Origin of the sequence: Pseudomonas sp. PDM26 (assembly GCF_019219185.1) — a bacterium.
Lineage (GTDB): Bacteria > Pseudomonadota > Gammaproteobacteria > Pseudomonadales > Pseudomonadaceae > Aquipseudomonas.
On sequence record NZ_JAHUWC010000002.1, the window covers coordinates 581,654 to 604,805 of the forward strand.

Here is a 23,152-nt window from a genome sequence, read left to right on the forward strand (position 1 = left end):
CATGGCCGACGGCTATCAGGCGGCCAGTGCGTTCCTGGCGGCCATCGATGACGACTGGCGCCGCCACATCGACGCCATCGGTCCGTGCCTGCACCAGCCGCATGCGGCGCGTGATCCGTATGAGTCGCTGGTGCGGGCGATTGCCTATCAGCAACTGCATGCCAAGGCCGGCGATGCAATTGTCGGCCGGCTGCTGGCGTTGTTCGGTGCGGATTCGTTTCCCAGACCTGAACAGATCGTCGCGACAGATTTCGAGCAACTGCGCAGCTGCGGCTTTTCCGCGAGCAAGATCGCGACCATTCAGGGCATCGCCCAGGCGTCGCTGGACGGCGTAGTACCGGATTACGCCACGGCGCTGGCCATGGACGATGAAGCGCTGATCGAACGCCTGATCACCCTGCGCGGCGTGGGCCGCTGGACCGTGGAGATGCTGCTGATCTACAGCCTGGAGCGGCCGGATATCCTGCCGGCCGATGACTTTGGCGTGCGTGAGGGTTATCGACGGCTCAAGGGCCTGGAGGTGCAGCCGACGCGCAAGCAGATGATCGAGATCGGCTCGGCGTGGAGCCCCTACCGGACGGTGGCTTCCTGGTATTTGTGGCGGGTGCCCGGGCGGTAGACCGCGTTATCGTTCTTCGCTGGCAAGCCAGCTCCCACAGTGGCCATCTCGACCGCAAACCGGTAGGAGCTGGCTTGCCAGCGAAGGGGCCAACACATTCACCGCAAGTCCACTTGACCATCACCCATTCTTATGGACAAAGACTTCCTCGCGATTCTGGTGCCGGTCGAATAGCCCGGACGGTCTAGGCTGTTCCGGGTACATTCCAGACAGCCGGAGGCTCCCATGCAACTCGAAGGTTCCTGCCATTGCGGCGCGGTGTCGTTCAGTTTGACCAGCGCCCACCCCTACCCCTACCAGCGCTGCTACTGCTCGATCTGCCGCAAGACCCAGGGCGGTGGCGGTTATGCGATCAACCTCGGGGGCGATGCCGCCAGCCTCAAGGTTCGCGGGCGCAAGCACATCGCGATCTACCATGCACGGCTCCAGGAAGAAGGCGACAAACGCGCCCACAGCAGCACCGCCGAGCGGCATTTCTGCTCAGTCTGCGGCTCTGGCTTGTGGCTGTTCAGCCCGGAGTGGCCGGAATTGATCCATCCGTTCGCCTCGGCCATCGACACCCCGCTGCCGGTGCCGCCGGAGCACACGCATCTGATGCTGGGTTCAAAGGCGACGTGGGTTGAGGTCCAGGCGCAGCCAAGGGATAAACAGTTCGATGTGTACCCCGAAGAGTCCATCGCCCAATGGCATGAACGGCTGGGTCTGCGTTGCTGATGGCCCCTTCGCGAGCAGGCTCCTGGCGGCGTTCCGACGAAGGCATCTGCCAGGACAACACCGAATAATCAGGCCGCAGCCGGCACTCCACTGTGAAAGCGGAACTCCACGTCCGGCGATTCGATCAGTTCCTGCTCGGCGGCGCGGACCTTGTCGATCACCTGGGCGATGTCCTTGGCGTCGCCGTACTGACAGGCCAGTTTCAGGTAACCCTGGAAATGCCGGGCCTCGCTCTTGAGCAGGCCGAAATAGAACTTGCCCAGTTCTTCGTCCAGATGCGGCACCAGCGCTTCGAAACGCTCGCAACTGCGGGCCTCGATGAACGCCCCCACCACCAACGTGTCCACCAGTTTCACCGGCTCGTGACTGCGTACCACCTTGCGCAGCCCCGACGCATAGCGCCCGGCGGACAGCTGGCGCAGTTCGATCTTGCGGCGTTTCATCAGGCGCATGACCTGTTCGTGGTGCACCAGCTCTTCCCGGGCCAGACGCGACATCATGTTGATCAGGTCAACATGGGAGTGATACTTGGCGATCAGGCTCAACGCGGTGCTGGCGGCCTTGAATTCGCAGTTCTTGTGGTCGATCAGCAGGGTTTCCTGATCGGCCAGAGCGGCCTGGATCCAGCCGTCGGGGGTGCGGCAGCCAAGGAACTCGTGAATTTCGGGAAGGATCATGGGGCTCACGGACAAATAGGTTCAAACGAAGGGCGCCGATTATACCGGCCTGCCCGCAGACCACCAGTCTGCCAACCGTTGATATGCATCAAGTCCCCGAATCGCAGACAGCAACTATAGTTGTGCAACGCCGTGCTTTTTTATTTTCAGGAGATCGCGCTCATGCAAGCCGTACGCAGCATTCTGGTGGTCATCGACCCCGAACACTCCGAAAGCCTGGCGCTCAAACGGGCGAAGTTGATCGCCGGTGTCACCCAGGCGCAGTTGCATCTGCTGGTATGCGACCCCAAGCATGATCACAGCGGCATGCTTGGCGTGCTCAAGGCCGCTTTAGTGGAGGACGGTTACAACGTCACCACCGAGCAGGCCTGGAACAAGAGCCTTCACGAAACCATCATCGATGTGCAGCAGGCGGAAGGTTGCGGCCTGGTGATCAAGCAACACTTTCCCGACAGCGCACTGAAAAAGGCCCTGCTGACACCCGAGGACTGGAAATTGCTGCGCCAATGCCCTTCCCCGGTACTGCTGGTAAAAACCGCTGGCTCGTGGAAAGACAAAGTGATCCTGGCAGCCGTCGACGTCGGCAACACCGACCTCGAACACCGCCACCTGCACGACACCATCATCGATCATGGCTATGACATCGCAACCCTGGCCAAGGCTCACTTGCACGTGATCAGCGCCCACCCGTCGCCGATGCTGTCGTCGGCCGACCCGACGTTTCAACTCAGCGAAACCATCCAGGCGCGCTACCGCGAGCAATGCAAGTCGTTCCAGGCTGAATTCGACATTGACGATGAACACCTGCACATCGAGGAAGGCCCGCCGGATGTGCTGATTCCGTTCATGGCGCACAAGCTGCAGGCGGCAGTCACGGTGATCGGTACTGTGGCGCGTAGCGGGTTGTCAGGAGTGTTGATCGGTAATACGGCGGAAGTGGTGCTCGATGCGGTCGAGAGCGATGTGCTGGTGCTCAAGCCGATCGAAGTGGCGGATCACCTTGAGGAAATTGCCGGCAAGCATTGAGATTTGCCGGACATTTGTGGCGAGGGAGCTTGCTCCCGTTGGGTCGCGAAGCGGCCCTGAAACCGGACACCGTGGTTTTTCAATCAAACTCCATGAATCGGTTTACGACGGCTACGCCGCCGAGCGGGAGCAAGCTCCCTCGCCACAGTTCGGTGGTCAGCCACCAAAGGCGTCTTTCAGGAACCCCGGCGCAATGTAGCGCTGGTAATGGGCCTCGGAGAGCAGGAAGAATTCCCGATCGATGGCATCGCGCAATTCCGGCAGGTTCCAGCCGCGAAACTCCGGCAGCAACACCATCCCGTAGGCTTCCAGGTTGTTGATCACCCGCGCGCCCCGGGCGATCAACTGGTAGGCCCAGCAATATTCCGACTGATGGGGCACGAAACGGATCTTGCGTTGCTCCAGCTGCATTCGGAGCAGTGCCGGGTCGAAAATTTCCACCTTGGCGGCCATCACCTGGGACAGCAACTGCTCAAGGCGCAGCCATACCGCGCGCTTTTCCTCCTCGTTGTAACCGTTCCAGTGGATCACTTCGTGGTGGAAACGCTTGCAGCCACGGCACACCAGGTCACCGTAAACAGTGGAGCAGAGGCCGACGCAGGGTGTCTTGATGGTCTGATTGGGCATAGATAGGCAAAACGCGAAAAAGCAGAACAGGCCGGCATGTTAGCCCTTTGTCGGCCATTGATCACCCCTCAACGTTCAGGGCCTTGGGTGAATAGGGGTTTGCCGGCTGCCTCCACCAAAGTCCAATAAAACCTGACTTACCTTTAATTTTTTTTTGCCGTAGAATCAGCCTGCCTTTTTAGGCGCCAATGTCCGTTAGAAGCTGTTTTCAAAGCGTCACGAGCACAGTCGTTCCTTCAGAGCGGTGTTGGCGAGGGGTTTTTCCAGCGGGGAAAAGCCCAACGCCAACCCTCATCAGCTCCCGTTCTGCAGGCGTAAAACTTTGAAAGCAGCTTCTGTAAGGAATTGTCGGTAATTCTGGCTAAGTGGCTCACAACGCCATGCAGCGCATGAGTGCGGCAATTTCGGGATGAGCGTCCCGGACACCCATTTGGGACCACTGATGAGGGTAATAACTGTGCTTGAAGCCTACCGCAAACATATCGAAGAGCGCGCAGCACTGGGAATCGTTCCCCAGCCGCTAAACGCCGAACAAACTGCAGGCCTGGTCGAGCTGCTGAAAAATCCCCCGGCTGGCGAAGAAGCATTCCTCGTTGACCTGATCACCAATCGCGTTCCACCAGGCGTGGACGAAGCTGCCTATGTCAAGGCCGGCTTCCTGTCCGCCATCGCCAAAGGCGAAGCCAAATCCCCCCTGATCGACAAGAAGCGCGCTGTTGAACTGCTCGGCACCATGCAGGGCGGCTACAACATCGTGACCCTGGTAAACCTGCTGGACGACGCCGAACTGGCGCCAGTAGCTGCCAAAGAACTCAAGCACACCCTGCTGATGTTCGACGCCTTCCACGACGTCGCTGAAAAAGCCAAGAACGGTAACGTTCACGCCCAAGGCGTGCTGCAATCCTGGGCTGACGGCGAGTGGTTCGTGAAGCGCCCGACCCTGGCCGACAAGATCAGCCTGCGCGTGTTCAAGGTGACTGGCGAAACCAACACCGACGACCTGTCCCCTGCCCCTGATGCCTGGTCCCGTCCAGACATCCCGCTGCACGCCCTGGCCATGCTGAAAATGGCTCGCGACGGCATCGTGCCTGACGCACAAGGCGTCACCGGTCCGATGAAGCAGATCGAAGAAATGCGCGGTCAAGGCTTCCCTATCGCCTACGTCGGCGACGTGGTCGGTACCGGCTCTTCGCGTAAATCGGCGACCAACTCCGTACTGTGGTTCTTCGGCGACGACGTTCCTTACGTGCCGAACAAGCGTGCCGGCGGTTTCTGCTTCGGCAGCAAGATCGCTCCGATCTTCTACAACACCATGGAAGATGCCGGCGCACTGCCAATCGAATTCGACGTATCCAACATGCACATGGGCGACGTGATCGACCTGTACCCGCATGCTGGCAAAGTCTGCAAGCACGGCACCGACGAAGTCCTGACCACCTTCGAAATGAAGACCCCGGTCCTGTTGGACGAAGTGCGTGCTGGCGGCCGTATTCCGCTGATCATCGGCCGTGGCCTGACCGAGAAGGCTCGCACCGAGCTGGGTCTGCCACCTTCGACCCTGTTCAAGAAGCCTGAAGCACCGGCTGAAAGCACCAAGGGTTTCACCCTGGCGCAGAAAATGGTCGGCAAGGCTTGCGGCGTGACCGGCGTTCGTCCGGGCACCTACTGCGAACCGAAGATGACCACCGTGGGTTCCCAGGACACCACCGGTCCAATGACCCGTGACGAACTGAAAGACCTGGCGTGCCTGGGCTTCTCGACCGACCTGGTGATGCAGTCCTTCTGCCACACCGCGGCCTATCCAAAGCCGATCGACGTGACCACCCACCACACCCTGCCTGACTTCATCATGACCCGCGGCGGCGTTTCCCTGCGTCCGGGCGACGGCATCATCCACTCGTGGCTCAACCGCATGCTGCTGCCAGACACCGTCGGTACCGGTGGTGACTCCCACACCCGTTTCCCGATCGGCATTTCGTTCCCGGCCGGTTCCGGTCTGGTTGCGTTCGCCGCAGCCACTGGCGTCATGCCGCTGGACATGCCTGAGTCGATCCTGGTTCGCTTCAAAGGCGAACTGCAGCCAGGCGTCACCCTGCGTGACCTGGTTCACGCCATTCCTTACTACGCGATCCAGGCTGGCCTGCTGACCGTAGAGAAGAAAGGCAAGAAGAACGCCTTCTCCGGTCGCATCCTGGAGATCGAAGGTCTGCCTAAGCTGACCGTAGAGCAAGCGTTCGAACTGTCTGACGCCTCGGCTGAACGTTCGGCTGCCGGTTGCACCATCCAGCTGTCCAAAGAGTCGATTGCCGAATACCTGCAGTCCAACATCACCCTGCTGCGCTGGATGATCGGCGAAGGCTACGGCGATGCACGTACTCTGGAACGTCGCGCTCAAGCGATGGAAGCCTGGCTGGCCAACCCTGAGCTGCTGCAAGCGGACAAAGACGCTGAATACGCTGAAATCATCGAGATCGACCTGGCCGACATCAAGGAGCCTGTGCTCTGCGCGCCGAACGACCCGGACGACGCCCGCCTGCTCTCCAGCGTTGCTGGCGAGAAGATCGACGAAGTGTTCATCGGTTCGTGCATGACCAACATCGGTCACTTCCGCGCTGCCGGTAAACTGCTGGAACAGGTCAAGGGTCAGCTGCCAACCCGTCTGTGGCTGTCGCCGCCGACCAAGATGGACGCTCACCAGCTGACCGAAGAAGGCTACTACGGCATCTACGGCAAGGCCGGCGCGCGCATGGAAATGCCGGGCTGCTCGCTGTGCATGGGCAACCAGGCACGTGTAGAGCCGAACTCGACTGTCGTGTCGACTTCGACCCGTAACTTCCCGAACCGTCTGGGTGACGGCGCGAACGTCTACCTGGCTTCGGCCGAGCTGGCGTCCGTGGCTTCCATCCTGGGTCGCCTGCCGACCGTCGAGGAGTACATGGAATACGCTGGCAAGATCGACAGCATGGCGGCCGATGTCTACCGCTACCTGTCCTTCGACCAGATCGCCGAGTTCCGTGAAGCTGCTGCGAACGCCAACATCCCGGTCGTTCAAGCCTAACGTTGCAACGCAATGAAAAACGCCGCCCATCGTGAGATGAGCGGCGTTTTTTTATGCCGTTCGAATCAAAAGATCGCAGCCTGCGGCAGCTCCTACAAGGAAACGCATTCCAATGTAGGAGCTGCCGCAGGCTGCGATCTTTTGATCTTTACCTATCAAGCACTCAGCGAATAGATCAACGCCGTAATCGCCACCAGGCCCACCGCCGTCACTCCTGGTCGTTCAAGCCCAACGTTGCAACGCAATGAAAAACGCCGCCCATCGTGAGATAAGCGGCGTTTTTGTATGCCGTTCGAATCAAAAGATCGCAGCCTGCGGCAGCTCCTACAGGGAAACGCATTCCAATGTAGGAGCTGCCGCAGGCTGCGATCTTTTGATCTTTGCTATTAGGCCGTCAACGAATAGATCAACGCCGTAATCGCCACCAGGCCCACCGCCGTCACTCCCGGTCGTTCAAGCCCAACGTTGCAATGCAATGAAAAACGCCGCCCATCGTGAGATAGGCGGCGTTTGTTTATGCCTTTGAATCAAAAGATCGCAGCCTGCGGCAGCTCCTACGGGGAAACGCATTCCAATGTAGGAGCTGCCGCAGGCTGCGACCTTTTGATCTTTACCTATCAAGCACTCAGCGAATAGATCAACGCCGTAATCGCCACCAGGCCCACCGCCGTCACGAAGACGTTGGATGCCTGACCGCGATAGCGCGCCATGGCCGGCACCTTGCGGATCGCGTACATCGGCATCAGGAACAGGATCGCCGCGATCACCGGGCCACCCAGGGTTTCGATCATGCCGAGAATGCTCGGGTTGAGCGTGGCGACGATCCAGCACACCACCAGCATGAACGCGGCGGTCATGCGGTCCAGGGCCTTGGCGGATGGACGCTTGCCGCTCTTGACGATCAGGCCCTTGAGACCTTCGCTGGCGCCGATGTAGTGGCCCAGGAACGACTTGGAAATGGCCACGAAGGCAATCAACGGCGCCGCGAAGGCGATGGTCGGGTTGCTGAAGTGGTTGGCCAGGTACGACAGGATCGACAGGTTCTGCGCCTTGGCTTCAGCCAGTTGCGCTGGCGACAGGGTCAGCACGCAACTGAAGACGAAGAACAGCACCATCACCACCATCAGCAGGTGGGCGCGGGACAGGATCTGCGAGCTGCGCGCCTCGGCGTGCTCGCCATAGCGACGCTTCTGGTCCACGGCGAACGCCGAGATGATCGGTGAGTGGTTGAACGAGAACACCATCACCGGAATCGCCAGCCACATCGTGTGCAGCAACGCCGAAGGCGCCGGTACGCTGCTGGCGGTGGCCAGAATCCCGCCGTTCCAGTGCGGAACCAGGTACACCGCCAGGAACAGCAGCGCAACGATGAATGGGTAGACCATCAGGCTCATGGCCTTGACGATCAGCTGCTCACCGCAACGCACCACCGCCAGCAGGCCGAGGATCAACACCAGCGACAGCACGGCGCGCGGTAGCGGCATGATGTGCAGTTGATGCTCGAGGAAACTGCCCACGGTGTTGGTCAGGGCCACGCTGTAGATCAGCAGGATCGGGAAAATCGCGAAGAAATAAAGCAAGGTGATCAGGGCACCTGCCTTGATGCCGAAATGCTCTTCCACCACTTCGGTGATGTCGGCGCCTTCGCGGCCGGACAGCACGAAACGGGTCAGCCCGCGGTGTGCGTAGAACGTCATCGGGAACGCCAGCAACGCCAGGATCAGCAGCGGCCAGAAACCGCCCAGGCCTGCGTTGATCGGCAAAAACAGGGTTCCCGCACCAATCGCCGTGCCAAACAGGCCCAGCATCCAGGTGGTGTCTTGGCGATTCCAGCTCGACAGTGTCGCTGGTGTCGCGTCTACATAGCGTTCGTTAACGCTATTGGCCTGATCATTCATCCGGTGGGATCTCCACATTCCGGTCACTTGCCACCCGGCCAGGACGCGTCGGAATACCCGACAGGCGGCGCCCTGGCCGGAACAGGGGCGCGATTCTGGAGGATTCGTGAACAGAAGCAAAGACTTAGGTGAGGAACGGTGGTGCCAGATCGGGTGATAGTGAGCGACACATAACCTGTGGGAGCGGCGGTGCGGCGATCCCACAGGGATTTGTGCGGTATTCAGATCCTGCGCTTTATCGCTAGATGGCGTCTGCCACTTGATAAAGGTCTATCGCCATGTATTTTTAATTGACCCGCATTCCCACCGGATTCTTCCCATGCCACTGGTTCGCGTCGACATCAAAAAACATCAGGACCCCACCCACGCCAAGCGCATCGGCCAACTGATCTACGCCGCCATGCACAGCACCATCGGCGTGCCGGAGAACGATAATTTTCAGATACTCGCCGAACACGATGCGCAGCATTTCATCTTTGATCCCGGTTATCTGGGCATCAACCGCACCGACCAGTTGGTGGTGATCCAGATCACCATGAGCGAAGGCCGGACCGTCGAGCAGAAAAAACTCCTCTACAAAACCATTGCCGAGAGCCTTCATGCAGAGCTCGCGGTGCGTCTGGAGGACGTTTTCATTAATCTGGTGGAAGTGAAAAAAGAGAACTGGTCGTTTGGCAACGGGATTGCCCAGTACGCCCTCTGATGTTCAACCAGCAGACCCGAGAGTGACCCATGCCCCGAGTTTCCCGCAAACAAGCCAGCGAAAGCCGGGGCCACCCGCGGCGACCCGCTCTCGGACGAGATTCTCGAAGCCGCCCACGCCACTCTCATGCCGTCGAAACAAAGCGGCGCTCGATCTGACTTTACGATGCCCACAGGGAGCCAAGCATGCCCGTAACCGTTCTGGTACTGGTTGAAACCATCAATGATTACCTGCCCATCCTCGAACATCAGGGCTTCCATCTGATTCTGGCCCCGACGCCCGCCGAGCGCGTCGAGGCCATTGCCGGCCACGCCGGGCAGATCGATGCCGTCCTCACTCGCGGCCCATTGGGGCTGTATGCCGATGAAATCGCCGCGCTGCCCAACCTCAAGATCATCTGCGTGATCGGCGCCGGTTATGAACACGTCGACCTGCAGGCCGCCGCCGACCGGGGCATCACCGTCACCAATGGCGCCGGGGTCAACGCCTCGTCCGTCGCCGACCATGCCATGGCGCTGCTGCTGTCGCTGGTGCGCGACATACCCCGCTGTGATGCGGCCGTACGCCGCGGCGAGTGGCCGAAGATCATGCGCCCTTCCCTGGCTGGCAAGCGCTTGGGCATCCTTGGCCTCGGCGCGGTCGGCATGGCCATCGCCAAACGCGCCAGCGCCGGTTTCGACATGACCATTGGTTACCACAATCGCCAGCTTCGCAGCGATGTGCCCTACACCTTCTGCTCGACCCCGACTGAACTTGCGCGTACCTCGGACTTCCTGATCGTCGCCACGCCCGGCGGCCCGGCCACCAGGCACCTGGTCAATCGCCAGGTGCTCGACGCGTTGGGCCCCAAGGGGTTTATCGTCAACATCGCCCGGGCCAGCGTGATTGCCACCGCTGACCTGATCAGCGCCCTGGAGCAACGCCGGATCGCCGGTGCCGCGCTGGATGTATTCGACGCCGAACCGAAGGTGCCGGATGTGCTCAAGACCCTGAGCAACGTGATCCTCACGCCCCATGTCGCCGGGCTGTCCCCGGAGGCCACCCAAGGCACCGTCGAACTGGTGGGCAAGAACCTCGTGGCGTTTTTCTCCAGCCAACCGGTGCTGACGCCGATCGACTTGCCACCCGCCAAGAGCCATGTCGCCCAGTGACGGTGATTCAAACAGCTGTATCAAAAGCAATGATTGGCCGGCAACACGCTCGCCTATAAGAGCCATTCGCGGTTGTGGGTGCGCCGTGTGCGCATTAGATTAGCCAATAGTTTAAGGCCTCCAGAATAAGCAGAAGGGATAAGCATGGCGCTTAATGACCAGTCCACCCGTATCCGCACCGGCGAAGAACTCGATGCCAGCCTGATCGATCCGTACCTCAAGGCCCATATTCCGGGGCTCAGTGGCTTGCCACGGATCAGTCAGTTTCCGGGCGGCGCCTCCAACCTCACCTACCTGCTGGAATACCCCGAACAGGAATTCGTCCTGCGTCGCCCGCCCTTTGGCCACAAGGCCAAGTCGGCCCACGACATGGGCCGTGAATTCCGCATCCTCAATCAACTGCGCGACGGCTTTCCGTACTGCCCGAAAGCCTATGTGCACTGCACCGACGAATCGGTGATCGGTGCCGAGTTCTATGTCATGGAACGGGTCAACGGCATCATCCTGCGCTCGGACCTGCCGCCGGAACTGGGCCTGGATCCGGCGAAAACCGAAGCCCTGTGCAAGAGCTTCATCGATAAATTCGTGGAACTGCATCGCGTCGACTACAACGCCTACGGCCTGGGCGACCTGGGCAAACCCGAAGGTTACGTGGCGCGGCAAATCAAAGGCTGGAGCGATCGCTACGAAAAGGCCCTGACCCCCGATGCACCACAATGGCAAACGGTGAAAGCCTGGCTCAACGACAAGATGCCGGCCGACCACCCGGTCTCCAGCATCGTGCACAACGACTACCGCTTCGACAACGTGATCCTCGACCCGAACAACCCGATGCAGATCATCGGCGTGCTCGACTGGGAACTGACCACCCTGGGCGATCCACTGATGGACCTGGGCAACACCCTCGCCTACTGGATCGAAGCCGATGATCCGGCGCCGGTGCAGATGATGCGCCGCCAACCAAGCCACGCGCCGGGCATGTTGACCCGCCGCGAGTTCGTCGATTACTACGCCGAACGCTCGGGCATCCGCATCGACAATTTCGACTTCTACTACACCTACGGCCTGTTCCGCCTGGCCGGCATCGTGCAGCAGATCTACTACCGCTTCTACCACGGCCAGACCCAGGACAAACGCTTCGCGCAGTTCATTCACATGAACAAACTGCTGGAGCAAATGAGCTTGCAGGTCATCCGGAAATCCAGCCTCTGAGCCCGATTCGGTTCGATTACACACAATCCCCTGTAGGAGCGAGCCTGCTCGCGAAGGTCGTCAACGATAACGCTCGTTCACTGACCAACGCAGCAAGCCCACCCCACCAGACATCACTCGCCCTACCCCGGCATCTGACTCGATAACAAGACTTTTCATAAGGGAATCCCATGTCCAAAACTCAGTTGTTCGACCTCGACGGCAAGATCGCTTTCGTCTCCGGCGCCAGCCGCGGCATTGGTGAAGCCATCGCCAAACTGCTGGCCCAGCAAGGCGCCCACGTGATCGTCTCCAGCCGCAAACTCGAAGGCTGCCAACACGTGGCCGACGCGATCATCGCCGCCGGCGGCAAGGCCACCGCCATCGCCTGCCACATCGGCGAAATGGAACAGATCAGCCAGGTCTTCGCCGGCATCAAGCAACAGTTCGGCCGCCTCGACATCCTGGTCAACAACGCCGCGACCAACCCACAGTTCTGCAACGTGCTGGACACCGACCTCAGCGCCTTCCAGAAAACCGTCGACGTGAACATCCGCGGCTACTTCTTCATGTCGGTCGAAGCCGGCAAGCTGATGCGCGACAACGGCGGCGGCAGCATCATCAACGTCGCCTCGATCAATGGTGTATCACCGGGCATCTTCCAGGGCATCTACTCGGTGACCAAGGCGGCCGTGATCAACATGACCAAGGTGTTTGCCAAGGAGTGTGCGCAGTTCGGGATTCGGTGCAATGCGTTGTTGCCGGGGTTGACCGATACCAAGTTTGCGTCGGCGCTGGTGAAAAACGAAGCCATTCTGAACACCGCGTTGCAGCAGATCCCGCTCAAGCGCGTGGCGGATCCGAGTGAGATGGCGGGGGCGGTGCTTTATTTGGCGAGTGATGCTTCGAGTTATACGACTGGGGTTTCGCTGAATGTGGATGGGGGGTTCCTGTCCTGATTCGGTTCACTGGATTAACAAAAAAACGATAGCGTTCGTGGGAACGCTATCGGTGCCAATCGGACTCCACTGGTCCACTTGCCAACCAACAGGTCAAGGCTGAACGTCAATCAGGTAGGTTGCCCGTACCTCCCCGCTTGGTAACGTCGCTACTGCCTCGAATGTACGCGGGCCAGGAGTGGTGTACTGGTAATCGGGAAAACCTAACATTACCCCGTTCACATCAGTTCTCCCGCTGACAGGCTCTTTTTCCGGCCTGTAAATCGTCACGGGCGCACCTGCTATGGAGGAGCCATCTGCATGCATGAGCTTCAAATCAACTCTATTCCAACTACCGACAGGTTGATTAACGACTTCCGGAGGCAGAGGTGCATATTGACTTGCATTTGCGTAGTAAAACCTTAAAGAAGACTGCTCCGATCGTACCCTGCAATTCGGCGCGTCCAACTCATGGGTCATACTCTCGCCCGCCAGGCTCAGTCGAAAGGTGCCGACCCCGCTGACCCCGGTCACGGTCCAACGGTGATCCGTCTGAAACCCGTCGAAAGGAGGCTCACTCCTTAAATCTTCAGGTTTGAGGCCCGAGATTATTGATCGTTTCAACGCCACAGGAAATCTCGCTATAGGGCTGTTGTATTTGGGTCGGAGTGAAACGATACGAGGTTCCCGATGGTAGAAATCGATACCAGTGGGCGGAACAGCCTTTCCATCAATCAAGAGGTCTGCCTCATCCGCCAAATTGCTCGATATCAACTTGCTGACCGCCAACGTAATCGGCGTGGTCATACCCTTGTCCGCCAACGTCAGCCAGAACCTTCCGCTTTTTGTGTTCCCCGTCACACCCCAGCTATACGTGGTTTGCTCACTGCCGAAGGCTGGCGCACTCACCACGTTGTCGACATCCAGGCCGTCGTAGACGGTACAGGTCAGCGTGACCGGAAGACCGGGCCATGGACTGCCCGATTTGGGGGTCAACGTAACCGTCCGCGCCTTATCGCGGTAAAACCAATTACCTTCGGCGGGTACTTCAACGCCGTCAATCTTCACGTCGGCCTCATCGGCCAGTTTCCTTGAAATCACCAGGCTACGATGCTCCCACGGCTCAACCACTTCCCTGCTGAGAAATACCAGGGTGATACGACCGCTCTTGCCAGCGTCCGGTATAATGCTCCAATTGAACCGGCCATTGACGGGAGCCACCCAATCGCCAAAATTCGGCCTTGCTATGATGTTTAAACCGCCACCTTCAACCAGCCCCAGGTTGATCGCCCCGGCAATTTCGGGTGGAGCCTCCACCTTCACATAGTTAATCTCCCCACGGCGCAAAACGAGCTCCGCCCCCCATTCCACTTGCTTGCCGTCGATCGACAATATGGCTTTTTCCCAAGGGCTTGCTGCAGCGTTTGTAGCGTTTAGTTCGGCGGTCATGACGACGATTCCTTTTCAGTGATGGACATAAAAAACAGTCCGTTAACTATCAGGAAAAATCGGCACTCTGGAAACTATCATAACTGACAGGTCAGCTAGAACACGGTGCGATAAAAACCCAAACGTGCGTAACAAAGTCTTGTACGGAGTGCGCCATCATTGCCGCGGCATAGCCACCGCCATCGCTTGCCACATCGGCGAAATGGAACAGATCAGCCAGGTCTTCGCCGGCATCCTGGTCAACAACGCCGCGACCAAACCGCCGTTCTGCAACGTGCTGGACACCGACCTCAGCGCCTTCCAGAAAACCGTCGACGTGAACATCCGCGGCTACTTCTTCATGTCGGTCGAAGCCGGCAAGCCGATGCGCGAAAATGGTGGCGGCGGCATCATCAACTTCGCCTCGATTAACGGTGTTTCACCGGGGATCTTCCAAGGCATCTACTCGGTGACCAAGGCTGCCGTGATCAACATGACCAAGGTGTTTGCCAAGGAATGTGCGCAGTTTGGGATTCGGTGCAATGCGTTGTTGCCGGGGTTGACGGATACCAAGTTTGCGTCGGCGCTGGTGAAGAACGATGCGATTTTGAAGACGGCGTTGGCGCAGATTCCGCTGAAGCGGGTGGCGGATCCGAGGGCGGTGTTGTGTCTGGCGAGTGATGCTTCGAGTTACACGACTGGAGTTTCGTTGAATGTGGATGGGGGTTCTTATCTTGGTTCAGATACGAAAACTGTAAGAGGGCTGCTCGCCCGCGGTCGTTTCACCACGGGCAAACTGCCAAATTTTTGAAATGGTTAGAAGCCTTACTTGGTATTGGAGTGCGTGCAACACTCCCATACGACATCAATATAGGCACCCCATAAGCACTACAAACTTATATTGATAAATATTCAACTAAACCCTCACTTTTAATTAACATCGCGACTCAAAAATCCAAATTAAAACGAAGGTCATAGCGTAGATCCGGATATGCTTCAAATGTTACGGCAATTAAAAAAAAGCCACTACTGTTTGCATTATTATCACGGACATTCAACTTCCACACAGTGCCTATATTTTGAATATTTCCAGTCGGGATGATAGTCATGCCTCCGGGGGCTTCCTTTACAACACTCAGTGTATGACGCGTAGTCGGAATATTAGACGTTGGACGAAAAACCAGATCCAGCTCTTTCCCCAGAGGGGGATACAAATCCAAACCTGGTTGCCTCTTTACACCATCGAACCAAATTTCGAATATCTCCGAAGTTTGCAGGCGATTCGTCGGCGTTTCCATTACAGCCAAGTCATGCTCAGTGGACAGCTTTAACCGAAATGTTCCATTCTTGTTGCCGCCTGTAAGATACCATTCATGTTTTGTCGTTAGCTGCTTAAGAGTTGGTACGCTTTTTACGTCACCTGGTACTAGCCCTGTCACAAGTATTGCGTCCAAGGCCAGTGGAGCGTTTTTCAATACATCTGCGTTCAAATAATCCAAAGTGAGTGTTTGGGTTTTCTCCCCCATGAAGTCTGCCCCGTTTGGCGGTATCGCAACGCCGCCCAACAAAACTCTCACCTCATCCGCCAGGTTGCTCGAAATTACCAGGCTTCGATGCTCCCACGGCACCTGCACTTCCCTGCTGAAAAACACCAGGGTGATACGACCGCTCTTGCCAGCGCCCGGCGTAATCTTCCAATTGAACTTGCCATTGACGGGAGCCACCCAACCGTCAAATTTCGGGGATGCAACGATGGTCAAACCGCCACCCTCAACCAGCCCCAGGTTGATCGCCCCGGCAATTTCGGGTGGGGCGGACACTGTCACAGCGTTCTCCTGCCCACGGAGTAAAACGAACTCCGCCCTCCATTCCACTTTCTTGCCGTTGATCAACAACGTGGCTTGTTCCCAAGGGCTTGCTGCAACTAATGTGTTTTTTAGATGGGTGGTCATGACGGCGCTTCCTCGTTCAACGGTGGATATAAAAATCAGTCCGATGATTATCAGGAGGGTTGGATAAACCGGTAACTGTCATAACTGACAGGTGAGCTAGAACAAAACACGATAAAAAACCCAAACGGGCTTAACAAAGTCTTGTACGGAGTGCGCCATCATTACCGCGACATAGCCAGCGCCAGCGCCATCGCCAGCATCAAGCAACAGTTCGGCCGCCTCGGCATCCTGGTCAACAACGCCGCGCCCCCCCCGGGGGGGATGAACAAAAGGCAGTCTCTGATTGCCTTTTGTTATTTGCCGTCGATCAATTACATAGGTGAATCCTGAGGATCGATATTTTCCAGTGCCTAATACACCTCCAGCCCCAATAATTCTGCAATATCTGGTGTCTATCCATTATCCGAAAACATCCAAACGTAACGATGCCGTGTACGGTTGTCCATCCAGTGTCGATACTGCTAATAGGTCATACTCACCAACGCCAAATCCTACTGTGCCATACATGATCCCGGCAGCATTAGTTATATTCGTTATTGGCGAAGTGGCGGAGCCATCAACCGTCACTGAAACACCCGCTATGGGGGAGTTGTCCGGTCCGGTAACCCGAACATGCGTGAAATAAACACCTATCGGGATTTTCACCACGGCAGGGGGAACAGGTAGTTCCACGAATTCACCATCCTTAACCTTCATGAACCTCAGCTTATAAACCCCTTTCGATAATCTGTTAGTCGGCGTAAGAAGCCCCGCCGTCTCTCCCGCGCTAAACAACTTCAACTTGAATGTTCCATTCTTCGCTGCGCCTGTGAGCGCCCACTCGTGCGTTGTGGATAGTTGGCGAAGAGGCGGCTGACAGGCAAGATCGCCATGTACAAGAGGGCTATCTGGAACCCAATCAAGGGCCAAGGGAACGCCCTTCAACACGTCTGCGTTCTTGTAACTCAAAGTGAGTGTTTGGGCTTCCCCCCCGATGAAATCTGCCCCGCTTGCCGGTATCGCAACGCCGCCCAACAAAACTGTCGCCTCATCAGCCAGGTTGGTCGACAGCAATTTACTCAACGCCACCGTAATCGCCGTGGTCATGCCCTCACCCGCCAGGCTGAACTGGAAGGTGCCGCTGTTGGTCGAGCCAGTGACCCTCCAGCTGTGCACGGTTTGCTTAGTATCAAATGCAGGCGCACTCACCATGTTGGCCTCAACAAGACCACTTTTGATCGTGCACGTCAGCTTCACCGGATACCCGGCGATCGGACTGTCAGCTTTGGGCGTTAGCGTAACGACCTGAGCCTGCCCCCTGAAAAATACATTGCCCCCGGCGGGTACCGGAGCGTTGGCAATCTTGACCTCCCCCTCGTCTGCGAGGTTAGTCGACAGCAACTTGCTCACCGCCACAGTGATCGGGCGGGTCATGTCCTTGCCCGCGAAACTCAGCTGGAAGGTTCCGCTTTTGGTCGAGCCGGTGACGCGCCAGCTGTGAGTTGTTTGCTCACTACCAAATGCAGGCACGCTCTCCACATTGGCCGCAACAAGACCACTTTTGATCGTGCACGTCAGCTTCACCGGATGCCCGGCGATTGGACTGTCAGCTTTGGGCGTCAGCGTAACGACCTGAGCCTGCCCCCTGAAAAATACATTGCCACCGGTAGGAACCGGTACGCCATCGATCTTGACGTCCGCCTCTTCCGTCAGGTACCGCGACATTACCTTGCACACAGGCAGCGTAATGCCAGTGGTCATGTCCGCACCGCTCAACTTCAGTTCGAACGTGCCGCTGTTGGTATGGGAGTTGACTGTCCAGGTATTATTGCCTGACGCGCTTACCGTCAGATTGCCAGGTTGCACGCCAGTGAGCGGCGTGCCTGTCAGCTCCAGCGGGTAGTCTTGCAGGGGGCTGTCTGGCTTGTAGGTCAGGGTGACGATCTGCGGCTCATTCCTGAAAAACACGGCACCGTCGGCCGGGGAGGGAACACCGCCCACCAGAACCTGATCCACTTCATCCGCCAGATTGCTCGAAATCACCAGGCTTCGATGCTCCCACGGCACCAGCACTTCCCTGCTGATAAACGCCAGAGAGATACGACCGCTCTTGTCAGCGTGCGGCGTAATCTTCCAATTGAACCGGCCATCGACGCGAGCCACCCAATCGCTAAAATTCGGCTTTGCATCGATGATTAACTGGCCATTTTCTGCCAGTCCTAGGTTGAGCTCCCCGGCGATCGCGGATGGAGCCACCACCGTCACATCGTTCGCCTGCCCACGGAGTAAAAAGAGCTCCGCCCTCCATTCCACTTTCTTGCCGTTGATCAACAATGTGGCCTGCTCCCAAGGGCTCTCCACATACACATTGATCGTAAAACTCTGCTCTGCCGTTGTGTCGTCATAAAGGCTATGAACCTTTGCCGTAATCGTATGCTCCCCCGCGGTGGTAACGGCATGTTCGAACTTGCTCCACCCCTGATTGGCAGTCGGCACCTTCTGCACCATCTCCCCGTCGTCGTAGTACCACTCGACCTCAACGCCCTCCAGTTCCTTGTCTGTATAAAATGAACCGATTTGAACCTCCGCTGCCACTGTGTCCCCCACCACCGGAGCACTGATCGGGCGGCGGCTGTCGAGAATCTTGCGACGGTAGTGCCCCAATCGCATCGGGATCTTGCAAGGTGCGGCGGTGAACTCGGTCTGCACCCAGAAGTCGAAGTCGCGGTCCGTGCCATTGGCCGGACAGTTGAGCTTCCACGCGGAGCCCTCCGACTTAAACACCTGGTAAACACCGAGTTGAGGATCGGTGATGATCGACGATGATTCGCCGGCAGCATGATTGAGACTGACGCCGTGATTGACCCACGGGCTGTTGTCGTCAACACCTGCAATGTTCAAGGTATGGCTGAGGTCGTCCTGAGCTCCGTGACAGATGTACACGGGGCCGATTCCTGTGGCTGCGGCTTTAACTTCGACGGTCATGGCGTGCTCTCGATGCTGGTAAGTGAATGATCACGGGTGGTCATTCAACTATCGGGAAAAATGGGCACGCCTGAAACTGTCAGAGTTGACAGTTTTTCTAGAACCATTGGCGATAAAGAAGTGCTTCAAAGAACCGATGGCTTTCGGCAACTGCCAGCCGAACTGCACCGACGGCACTCGAAATGACCAACACGACGGCACGCACGATCGGCGGCATCATCCGCGCATCGCGCGGTTCGCGCCTTCGATGTCCTCAACACGGGCCGACTGAAGGCCACTTTGGGGTTTACTGCGTCACGCAGCGAGTCGTGGTGGTGATTCGGGTGACCTGCCCGTCTTCGGCCCGTACATCACCGAGGACATCGGTTTTATCCATGGCCTGGCAGGTGCGTTCTGGAGGGGGTGGAGTGACTGCTGGAGGGGGTGGCGGACTGGCACAGCCGCCGAGGATCGCCGCGCACAACGCCAGCGACAAAGGTGAGATAACGCGTTTCCCAAGAGTTTTCATCGGTTGACCCGCGATAAGTGATCGACACATTTTTTGTGACAACAGAACCGGCGTGCAAAATCCATACACCTGTCACAAAAATAAAAACCTGCGAATCACTTATGGCCCGGCCGGTGGCATTTGCGCCTTACCGCTGCCCCTTTGGCCGCTACTCTTTCGAGAACAGTCCCCACTCCCGCGCCCAGACAATCGCTTCATTGCGGCTATGCACATTGAGTTTCAAATACACCGCCGCCACATGATTGCGCACTGTGTTCGGCGCCAGTTTCAGGCGCGCGGCGATTTCCTTGTCGGCCCGGCCTTCGCAGATCAGGTCCAGCACCTCGCGCTCACGGGCAGTCAGGTCGGTGAAGGACACGCTGGGTAACTTCGGTGAATTGACGTTCTTCACCTTGGCCAGTCTTTCGATCAGCGTGCGGCTGAACCATGAGGCGTCCTTCATCGCTTCCTCGATGGCCGACACCAGTTCCAGCTCGGTGCGCTTGCGCTCGGTGACGTCCACCAGCACCAGCAGATAGCACGGGTTGTCTTGAATGTTCACCGTGCCCGCCGACACGGTGCAATCGATCAGCCCGGCGTCTTTTCTGCGCACGCGCACATCGATGCGGTCCAGGCTGCCGGTTTTCTCCAGCGCGGCGAACAGCCAGATGCGCGCGTTTTTGTCATCGATGAAATCGATCTGCGCAATGCTGATCCCAAGCACTTCCTCACTGGGATAACCGAGGGTATCGAGGAACGCTTCGTTGACGTCCAGCACCCGTTGATCAGCCGCGCCACACAGCAGAATCGGCACCGGGGACAGGCGAAACGCTGTGGCGAAACGTTGCTCGGCGCCGACCCGGTCGGTGACATCGTCCATGATCAATACCAGCGATTCCGGCTGGCCATGGCTGTCGGTCAATACCAGGCCGCGCACGCGGTGGACCCAGGTACGCTCTTCGTCCGCCGCCGAAGTCACCTCCACCAGCACATCGCTGAACGTCTCGCCGCGAGCTACACGGTTGATCGGATAGCTGTCGGCTGGCACCCCATGGTTGTTGTTATGGCGCAAGGCGAAGCGTTTGGCATAGGCCTCGGCATTGGCACCCAGATCGCTGACTTGCGAGACACCGTGCATGGCCAGCGCCGCCTCGTTGGCCCACAGGATGCTCTGGTCGGGGTCCAGCAGAATCACCCCGTCGGACAGGCCGGCGATGATTTGCTGCAGCTGACGGCGATTGGTTTCGGTGGTGAGGACGTCCTGGCTCATGGGATCTCCACGCGTGCGGCGGCGCAATCATGCGCCGGCCTGTGAAGAATACGACCACGGGCGCTCATGATCGTGCAGATGCAGGAGCTGCCGAAGGCTGCGATCTTTTGATTTTCGACGTCAGTTGAATGGTCAAAGATCAAAAGATCAAAAGATCGCAGCCTTCGGCAGCTCCTACAGGGATTGTATATACCCGCGTAAGCCCGCGTAAGCCCGCGTAAGCCCGCGTAAGCCCGCGTAAGCCCGCGTAAGCCCGCGTAAGCCCGCGTAAGCCCGCGTAAGCCCGCGTAAGCCCGCGTAAGCCCGCGTAAGCATGCGATTTTTTTGGCGCATTTGAAATATTTCGCAAATGCTTTCATCCATGGCGTCCACGCTAATGGCTAACGTTCATTTGCCAATGCATTTCAAGGAGGGCAAGGAATGCCTGTCGCTGCAAATGGATGTCGCCTGCGCAACGCTCGATTTTCAGAACCTGGTCGTATTTATCTACTGACCGCTGTCGCCCATCAACGAGCGCCTGTGTTCGCAAATTGGCGAATTGGACGGCTTCTGGTCGATCAACTGCGTTGTGCCGATCAAGCATCGCTAGTGACCTCCATGGCCTGGGTTGTCATGCCGGATCATCTGCATTGGTTGATGGAATTGAAGCATGGCACGTTGGCCGAGCTGATGTGCCGAATCAAATCCAGAAGCAGCCGTTCGATCAATCTCATGCGCGGCGATCAAGGTCGTCTGTGGCAGCGCGGGTATTACGACCGGGCATTACGTCGTGATGAAGACATCAAGGATGCGGCTCGGTACATCGTCATGAATCCTTTGCGGGCGGGATTGGTCAAACGGGTGGGTGATTATCCTTTGTGGGATGCCATTTGGATTTGATGGGGCAACAGGATGACGATTCAGCATCATGGTTTGTGATGCATGAAGAGCAACGTCAAAAGATCGCAGCCTTCGGCAGCTCCTACGGGGAACGCGTACATCCGCAAGGGTTGTACTCGGTCAATGTAGGAGCTGGCGCAGCCTGCGATCTTTTGACTTTCATTGACTGGCAATCGTCGCCGAAGCCGCCAGCATCGCCCGCAACAGCACCGCACACCCGGCCGCCAGGTCATCCGGCGCGGCATTTTCGATTTCGTTGTGGCTGATGCCGCCTTCGCATGGCACGAAGATCATTCCGGCCGGGCCGAGTTCGGCGAGGAAGATCGCGTCGTGCCCTGCTCCGCTGACGATGTCCATGTGCGACAGGCCCAAGCCTTGGGCGGCGCCGCGCACGGCTTCGACGCAGCCTTTGTCGAAGTACAGCGGCGGGAAGTCGGCCGTTGGCGTGAGTTCGAAGGTCAGGCCGTGTTCGTCGCAGGTGGTTTCGATGACTTCGCGCACTTCGGCGATCATCGAATCCAGGCGCGCCGGTTCCAGATGGCGGAAGTCCAGGGTCATGCGCACTTCGCCGGGGATGACGTTGCGCGAGCCGGGATAGGCTTGCAGGCAACCGACGGTGCCGCAGGCATGGGGTTGATGGCTGAGGGCGGCGCGGTTGAGCGCTCCAACAATCACCGCGGCGCCGACCAGAGCGTCCTTGCGCAGGTGCATAGGGGTCGGGCCGGCATGGGCTTCGACGCCGCGCAGTTTCAGGTCGAACCATTTCTGCCCGAGGGCGCCCATGACTACGCCTATGGTCTTGCGTTCGTCTTCAAGGATCGGGCCTTGCTCGATGTGGGCTTCGAAATAAGCGCCCACGGCATGGCCGGTAACCTGACGCGGACCGGCGTAACCGATGGCGTTCAACGCTTGCCCCACGGTGACACCGTCGGCATCGACCTTGGCCAGGGTTTCTTCGAGGGTGAATTTTTCCGCGAACACGCCGGAACCCATCATGCACGGCGCGAAGCGCGAGCCCTCTTCGTTGGTCCAGACCACCACTTCCAGCGGCGCTTCGGTTTCGATGTCGAGGTCATTGAGGGTGCGCAGCACTTCGACGCCAGCCAATACACCGAAGCAGCCATCAAACTTGCCGCCGGTGGGCTGGGTGTCGATGTGGCTGCCGGTCATCACCGGCGGCAAGTCGGGATTGCGCCCGGCTCGACGGGCGAAGATATTGCCAACGGCATCGATGCTGACGGTGCAGCCAGCCTCCTCACACCATTTGACGAAGATGTCCCGGGCCTGGCGGTCGAGGTCGGTCAGGGCCAGGCGACACACGCCGCCCTTGACCGTGGCGCCGAGCCTGGCCAGTTCCATGAGCGATTGCCACAGGCGGTCGCGGTTGATGTGTTGATGGCTGGACTGTAGAACGTCGACGGCCGCGTTCATGATGATCTCCTCAGGCTGTTCTTGTGTGTTTCTTCAGGTAGTTCTTCGGTGGATTTGAGGTCGTCTTCCCTGGCAAGCCAGCTCCTACAGGGGACTGCGTTTGCAATGTAGGAGCTGGCTTGCCAGCGAAGGGGCCATC

Annotated in this window: 19 protein-coding genes and 1 pseudogene; 11 read left to right on the forward strand and 9 right to left on the reverse strand. The window is 58.2% G+C overall.

What is annotated here, in order from left to right; translation table 11 throughout:
* Window position 1: 1 nt before the first annotated feature.
* Window positions 2-619: a DNA-3-methyladenine glycosylase gene (locus KW849_RS06480; protein WP_115947479.1), complete on the forward strand. Its 618-nt coding sequence runs from the start codon at window positions 2-4 to the stop codon at window positions 617-619.
* Window positions 620-844: 225 nt separating this feature from the next.
* Window positions 845-1,333: a GFA family protein gene (locus KW849_RS06485; protein WP_218428633.1), complete on the forward strand. Its 489-nt coding sequence runs from the start codon at window positions 845-847 to the stop codon at window positions 1,331-1,333.
* A gap of 68 nt (window positions 1,334-1,401) precedes the next feature.
* Here KW849_RS06485 and KW849_RS06490 read toward each other — a convergent pair whose 3' ends face one another.
* Window positions 1,402-2,010 (reverse strand): tRNA-(ms[2]io[6]A)-hydroxylase, encoded by a 609-nt coding sequence (locus tag KW849_RS06490; RefSeq protein WP_218428634.1) that lies wholly within the window; start codon window positions 2,008-2,010, stop codon window positions 1,402-1,404.
* A 162-nt stretch (window positions 2,011-2,172) separates the two neighbouring features.
* Between KW849_RS06490 and KW849_RS06495 the strand changes: the two genes are divergently transcribed.
* On the forward strand, window positions 2,173-3,036 hold the full coding sequence (locus tag KW849_RS06495; protein ID WP_218428635.1) for a universal stress protein: 864 nt from the start codon (window positions 2,173-2,175) through the stop codon (window positions 3,034-3,036).
* Window positions 3,037-3,192: 156 nt separating this feature from the next.
* Here KW849_RS06495 and KW849_RS06500 read toward each other — a convergent pair whose 3' ends face one another.
* Window positions 3,193-3,663, reverse strand: a complete 471-nt coding sequence (locus tag KW849_RS06500; RefSeq protein WP_108215912.1) for a DUF1289 domain-containing protein — start codon at window positions 3,661-3,663, stop codon at window positions 3,193-3,195.
* Window positions 3,664-4,120: 457 nt separating this feature from the next.
* Here KW849_RS06500 and acnB point away from each other — a divergent pair, with 457 nt between their 5' ends.
* Both acnB and KW849_RS06510 read left to right on the forward strand, forming a co-directional pair.
* Window positions 4,121-6,721 (forward strand): bifunctional aconitate hydratase 2/2-methylisocitrate dehydratase, encoded by a 2,601-nt coding sequence (gene acnB / locus KW849_RS06505; protein ID WP_108215913.1) that lies wholly within the window; start codon window positions 4,121-4,123, stop codon window positions 6,719-6,721.
* Window positions 6,722-6,733: 12 nt separating this feature from the next.
* Window positions 6,734-6,895, forward strand: coding sequence for a hypothetical protein (locus KW849_RS06510; protein WP_218428636.1), 162 nt, complete (start codon window positions 6,734-6,736; stop codon window positions 6,893-6,895).
* A 443-nt stretch (window positions 6,896-7,338) separates the two neighbouring features.
* Here the strand turns inward: KW849_RS06510 and KW849_RS06515 are convergent, their stop codons facing one another.
* Window positions 7,339-8,619 carry a serine/threonine transporter gene (locus tag KW849_RS06515; RefSeq protein WP_218428637.1) on the reverse strand — a complete coding sequence of 427 codons (1,281 nt, stop codon included), beginning with the start codon at window positions 8,617-8,619 and terminating at the stop codon, window positions 7,339-7,341.
* A 319-nt stretch (window positions 8,620-8,938) separates the two neighbouring features.
* On the opposite strand from KW849_RS06515, the gene KW849_RS06520 reads away from it, so the two are divergent.
* The 4 genes from KW849_RS06520 (at window position 8,939) to KW849_RS06535 (ending at window position 12,623) form a co-directional block, all read left to right on the forward strand.
* Window positions 8,939-9,322 carry a tautomerase family protein gene (locus KW849_RS06520; protein ID WP_108215915.1) on the forward strand — a complete coding sequence of 128 codons (384 nt, stop codon included), beginning with the start codon at window positions 8,939-8,941 and terminating at the stop codon, window positions 9,320-9,322.
* Window positions 9,323-9,507: 185 nt separating this feature from the next.
* Window positions 9,508-10,473 carry a 2-hydroxyacid dehydrogenase gene (locus tag KW849_RS06525; RefSeq protein ID WP_218428638.1) on the forward strand — a complete coding sequence of 322 codons (966 nt, stop codon included), beginning with the start codon at window positions 9,508-9,510 and terminating at the stop codon, window positions 10,471-10,473.
* A 144-nt stretch (window positions 10,474-10,617) separates the two neighbouring features.
* On the forward strand, window positions 10,618-11,685 hold the full coding sequence (locus KW849_RS06530; protein ID WP_218428639.1) for a phosphotransferase family protein: 1,068 nt from the start codon (window positions 10,618-10,620) through the stop codon (window positions 11,683-11,685).
* A 170-nt stretch (window positions 11,686-11,855) separates the two neighbouring features.
* Window positions 11,856-12,623: an SDR family oxidoreductase gene (locus KW849_RS06535; RefSeq protein WP_218428640.1), complete on the forward strand. Its 768-nt coding sequence runs from the start codon at window positions 11,856-11,858 to the stop codon at window positions 12,621-12,623.
* 93 nt (window positions 12,624-12,716) lie between these two features.
* Here the strand turns inward: KW849_RS06535 and KW849_RS06540 are convergent, their stop codons facing one another.
* A complete protein-coding gene (locus KW849_RS06540) occupies window positions 12,717-14,051 on the reverse strand; it encodes a hypothetical protein (protein ID WP_218428641.1) in 1,335 nt (444 codons plus the stop codon).
* A gap of 79 nt (window positions 14,052-14,130) precedes the next feature.
* Here KW849_RS06540 and KW849_RS06545 point away from each other — a divergent pair.
* A pseudogene (locus KW849_RS06545) lies at window positions 14,131-14,757 on the forward strand (SDR family oxidoreductase); the annotation flags it as partial.
* A gap of 220 nt (window positions 14,758-14,977) precedes the next feature.
* On the opposite strand, the gene KW849_RS06550 reads toward KW849_RS06545, so the two are convergent.
* The 4 genes from KW849_RS06550 to KW849_RS06565 form a co-directional block, all read right to left on the reverse strand.
* Complete coding sequence (locus KW849_RS06550; protein WP_218428642.1) at window positions 14,978-15,982, reverse strand: hypothetical protein; 1,005 nt, start codon at window positions 15,980-15,982, stop codon at window positions 14,978-14,980.
* A gap of 399 nt (window positions 15,983-16,381) precedes the next feature.
* Window positions 16,382-18,946, reverse strand: a complete 2,565-nt coding sequence (locus KW849_RS06555; RefSeq protein ID WP_218428643.1) for a hypothetical protein — start codon at window positions 18,944-18,946, stop codon at window positions 16,382-16,384.
* A gap of 286 nt (window positions 18,947-19,232) precedes the next feature.
* Window positions 19,233-19,454, reverse strand: coding sequence for a hypothetical protein (locus KW849_RS06560; protein ID WP_218428644.1), 222 nt, complete (start codon window positions 19,452-19,454; stop codon window positions 19,233-19,235).
* A 148-nt stretch (window positions 19,455-19,602) separates the two neighbouring features.
* Window positions 19,603-20,703, reverse strand: coding sequence for a PAS domain S-box protein (locus KW849_RS06565; protein ID WP_218428645.1), 1,101 nt, complete (start codon window positions 20,701-20,703; stop codon window positions 19,603-19,605).
* Window positions 20,704-21,123: 420 nt separating this feature from the next.
* Here KW849_RS06565 and KW849_RS06570 point away from each other — a divergent pair, with 420 nt between their 5' ends.
* Window positions 21,124-21,582 carry a transposase gene (locus KW849_RS06570; protein ID WP_218428646.1) on the forward strand — a complete coding sequence of 153 codons (459 nt, stop codon included), beginning with the start codon at window positions 21,124-21,126 and terminating at the stop codon, window positions 21,580-21,582.
* 159 nt (window positions 21,583-21,741) lie between these two features.
* On the opposite strand, the gene KW849_RS06575 is transcribed toward KW849_RS06570, so the two are convergent.
* On the reverse strand, window positions 21,742-23,013 hold the full coding sequence (locus tag KW849_RS06575) for a Zn-dependent hydrolase (protein WP_218428647.1): 1,272 nt from the start codon (window positions 23,011-23,013) through the stop codon (window positions 21,742-21,744).
* Window positions 23,014-23,152 lie beyond the last annotated feature (139 nt).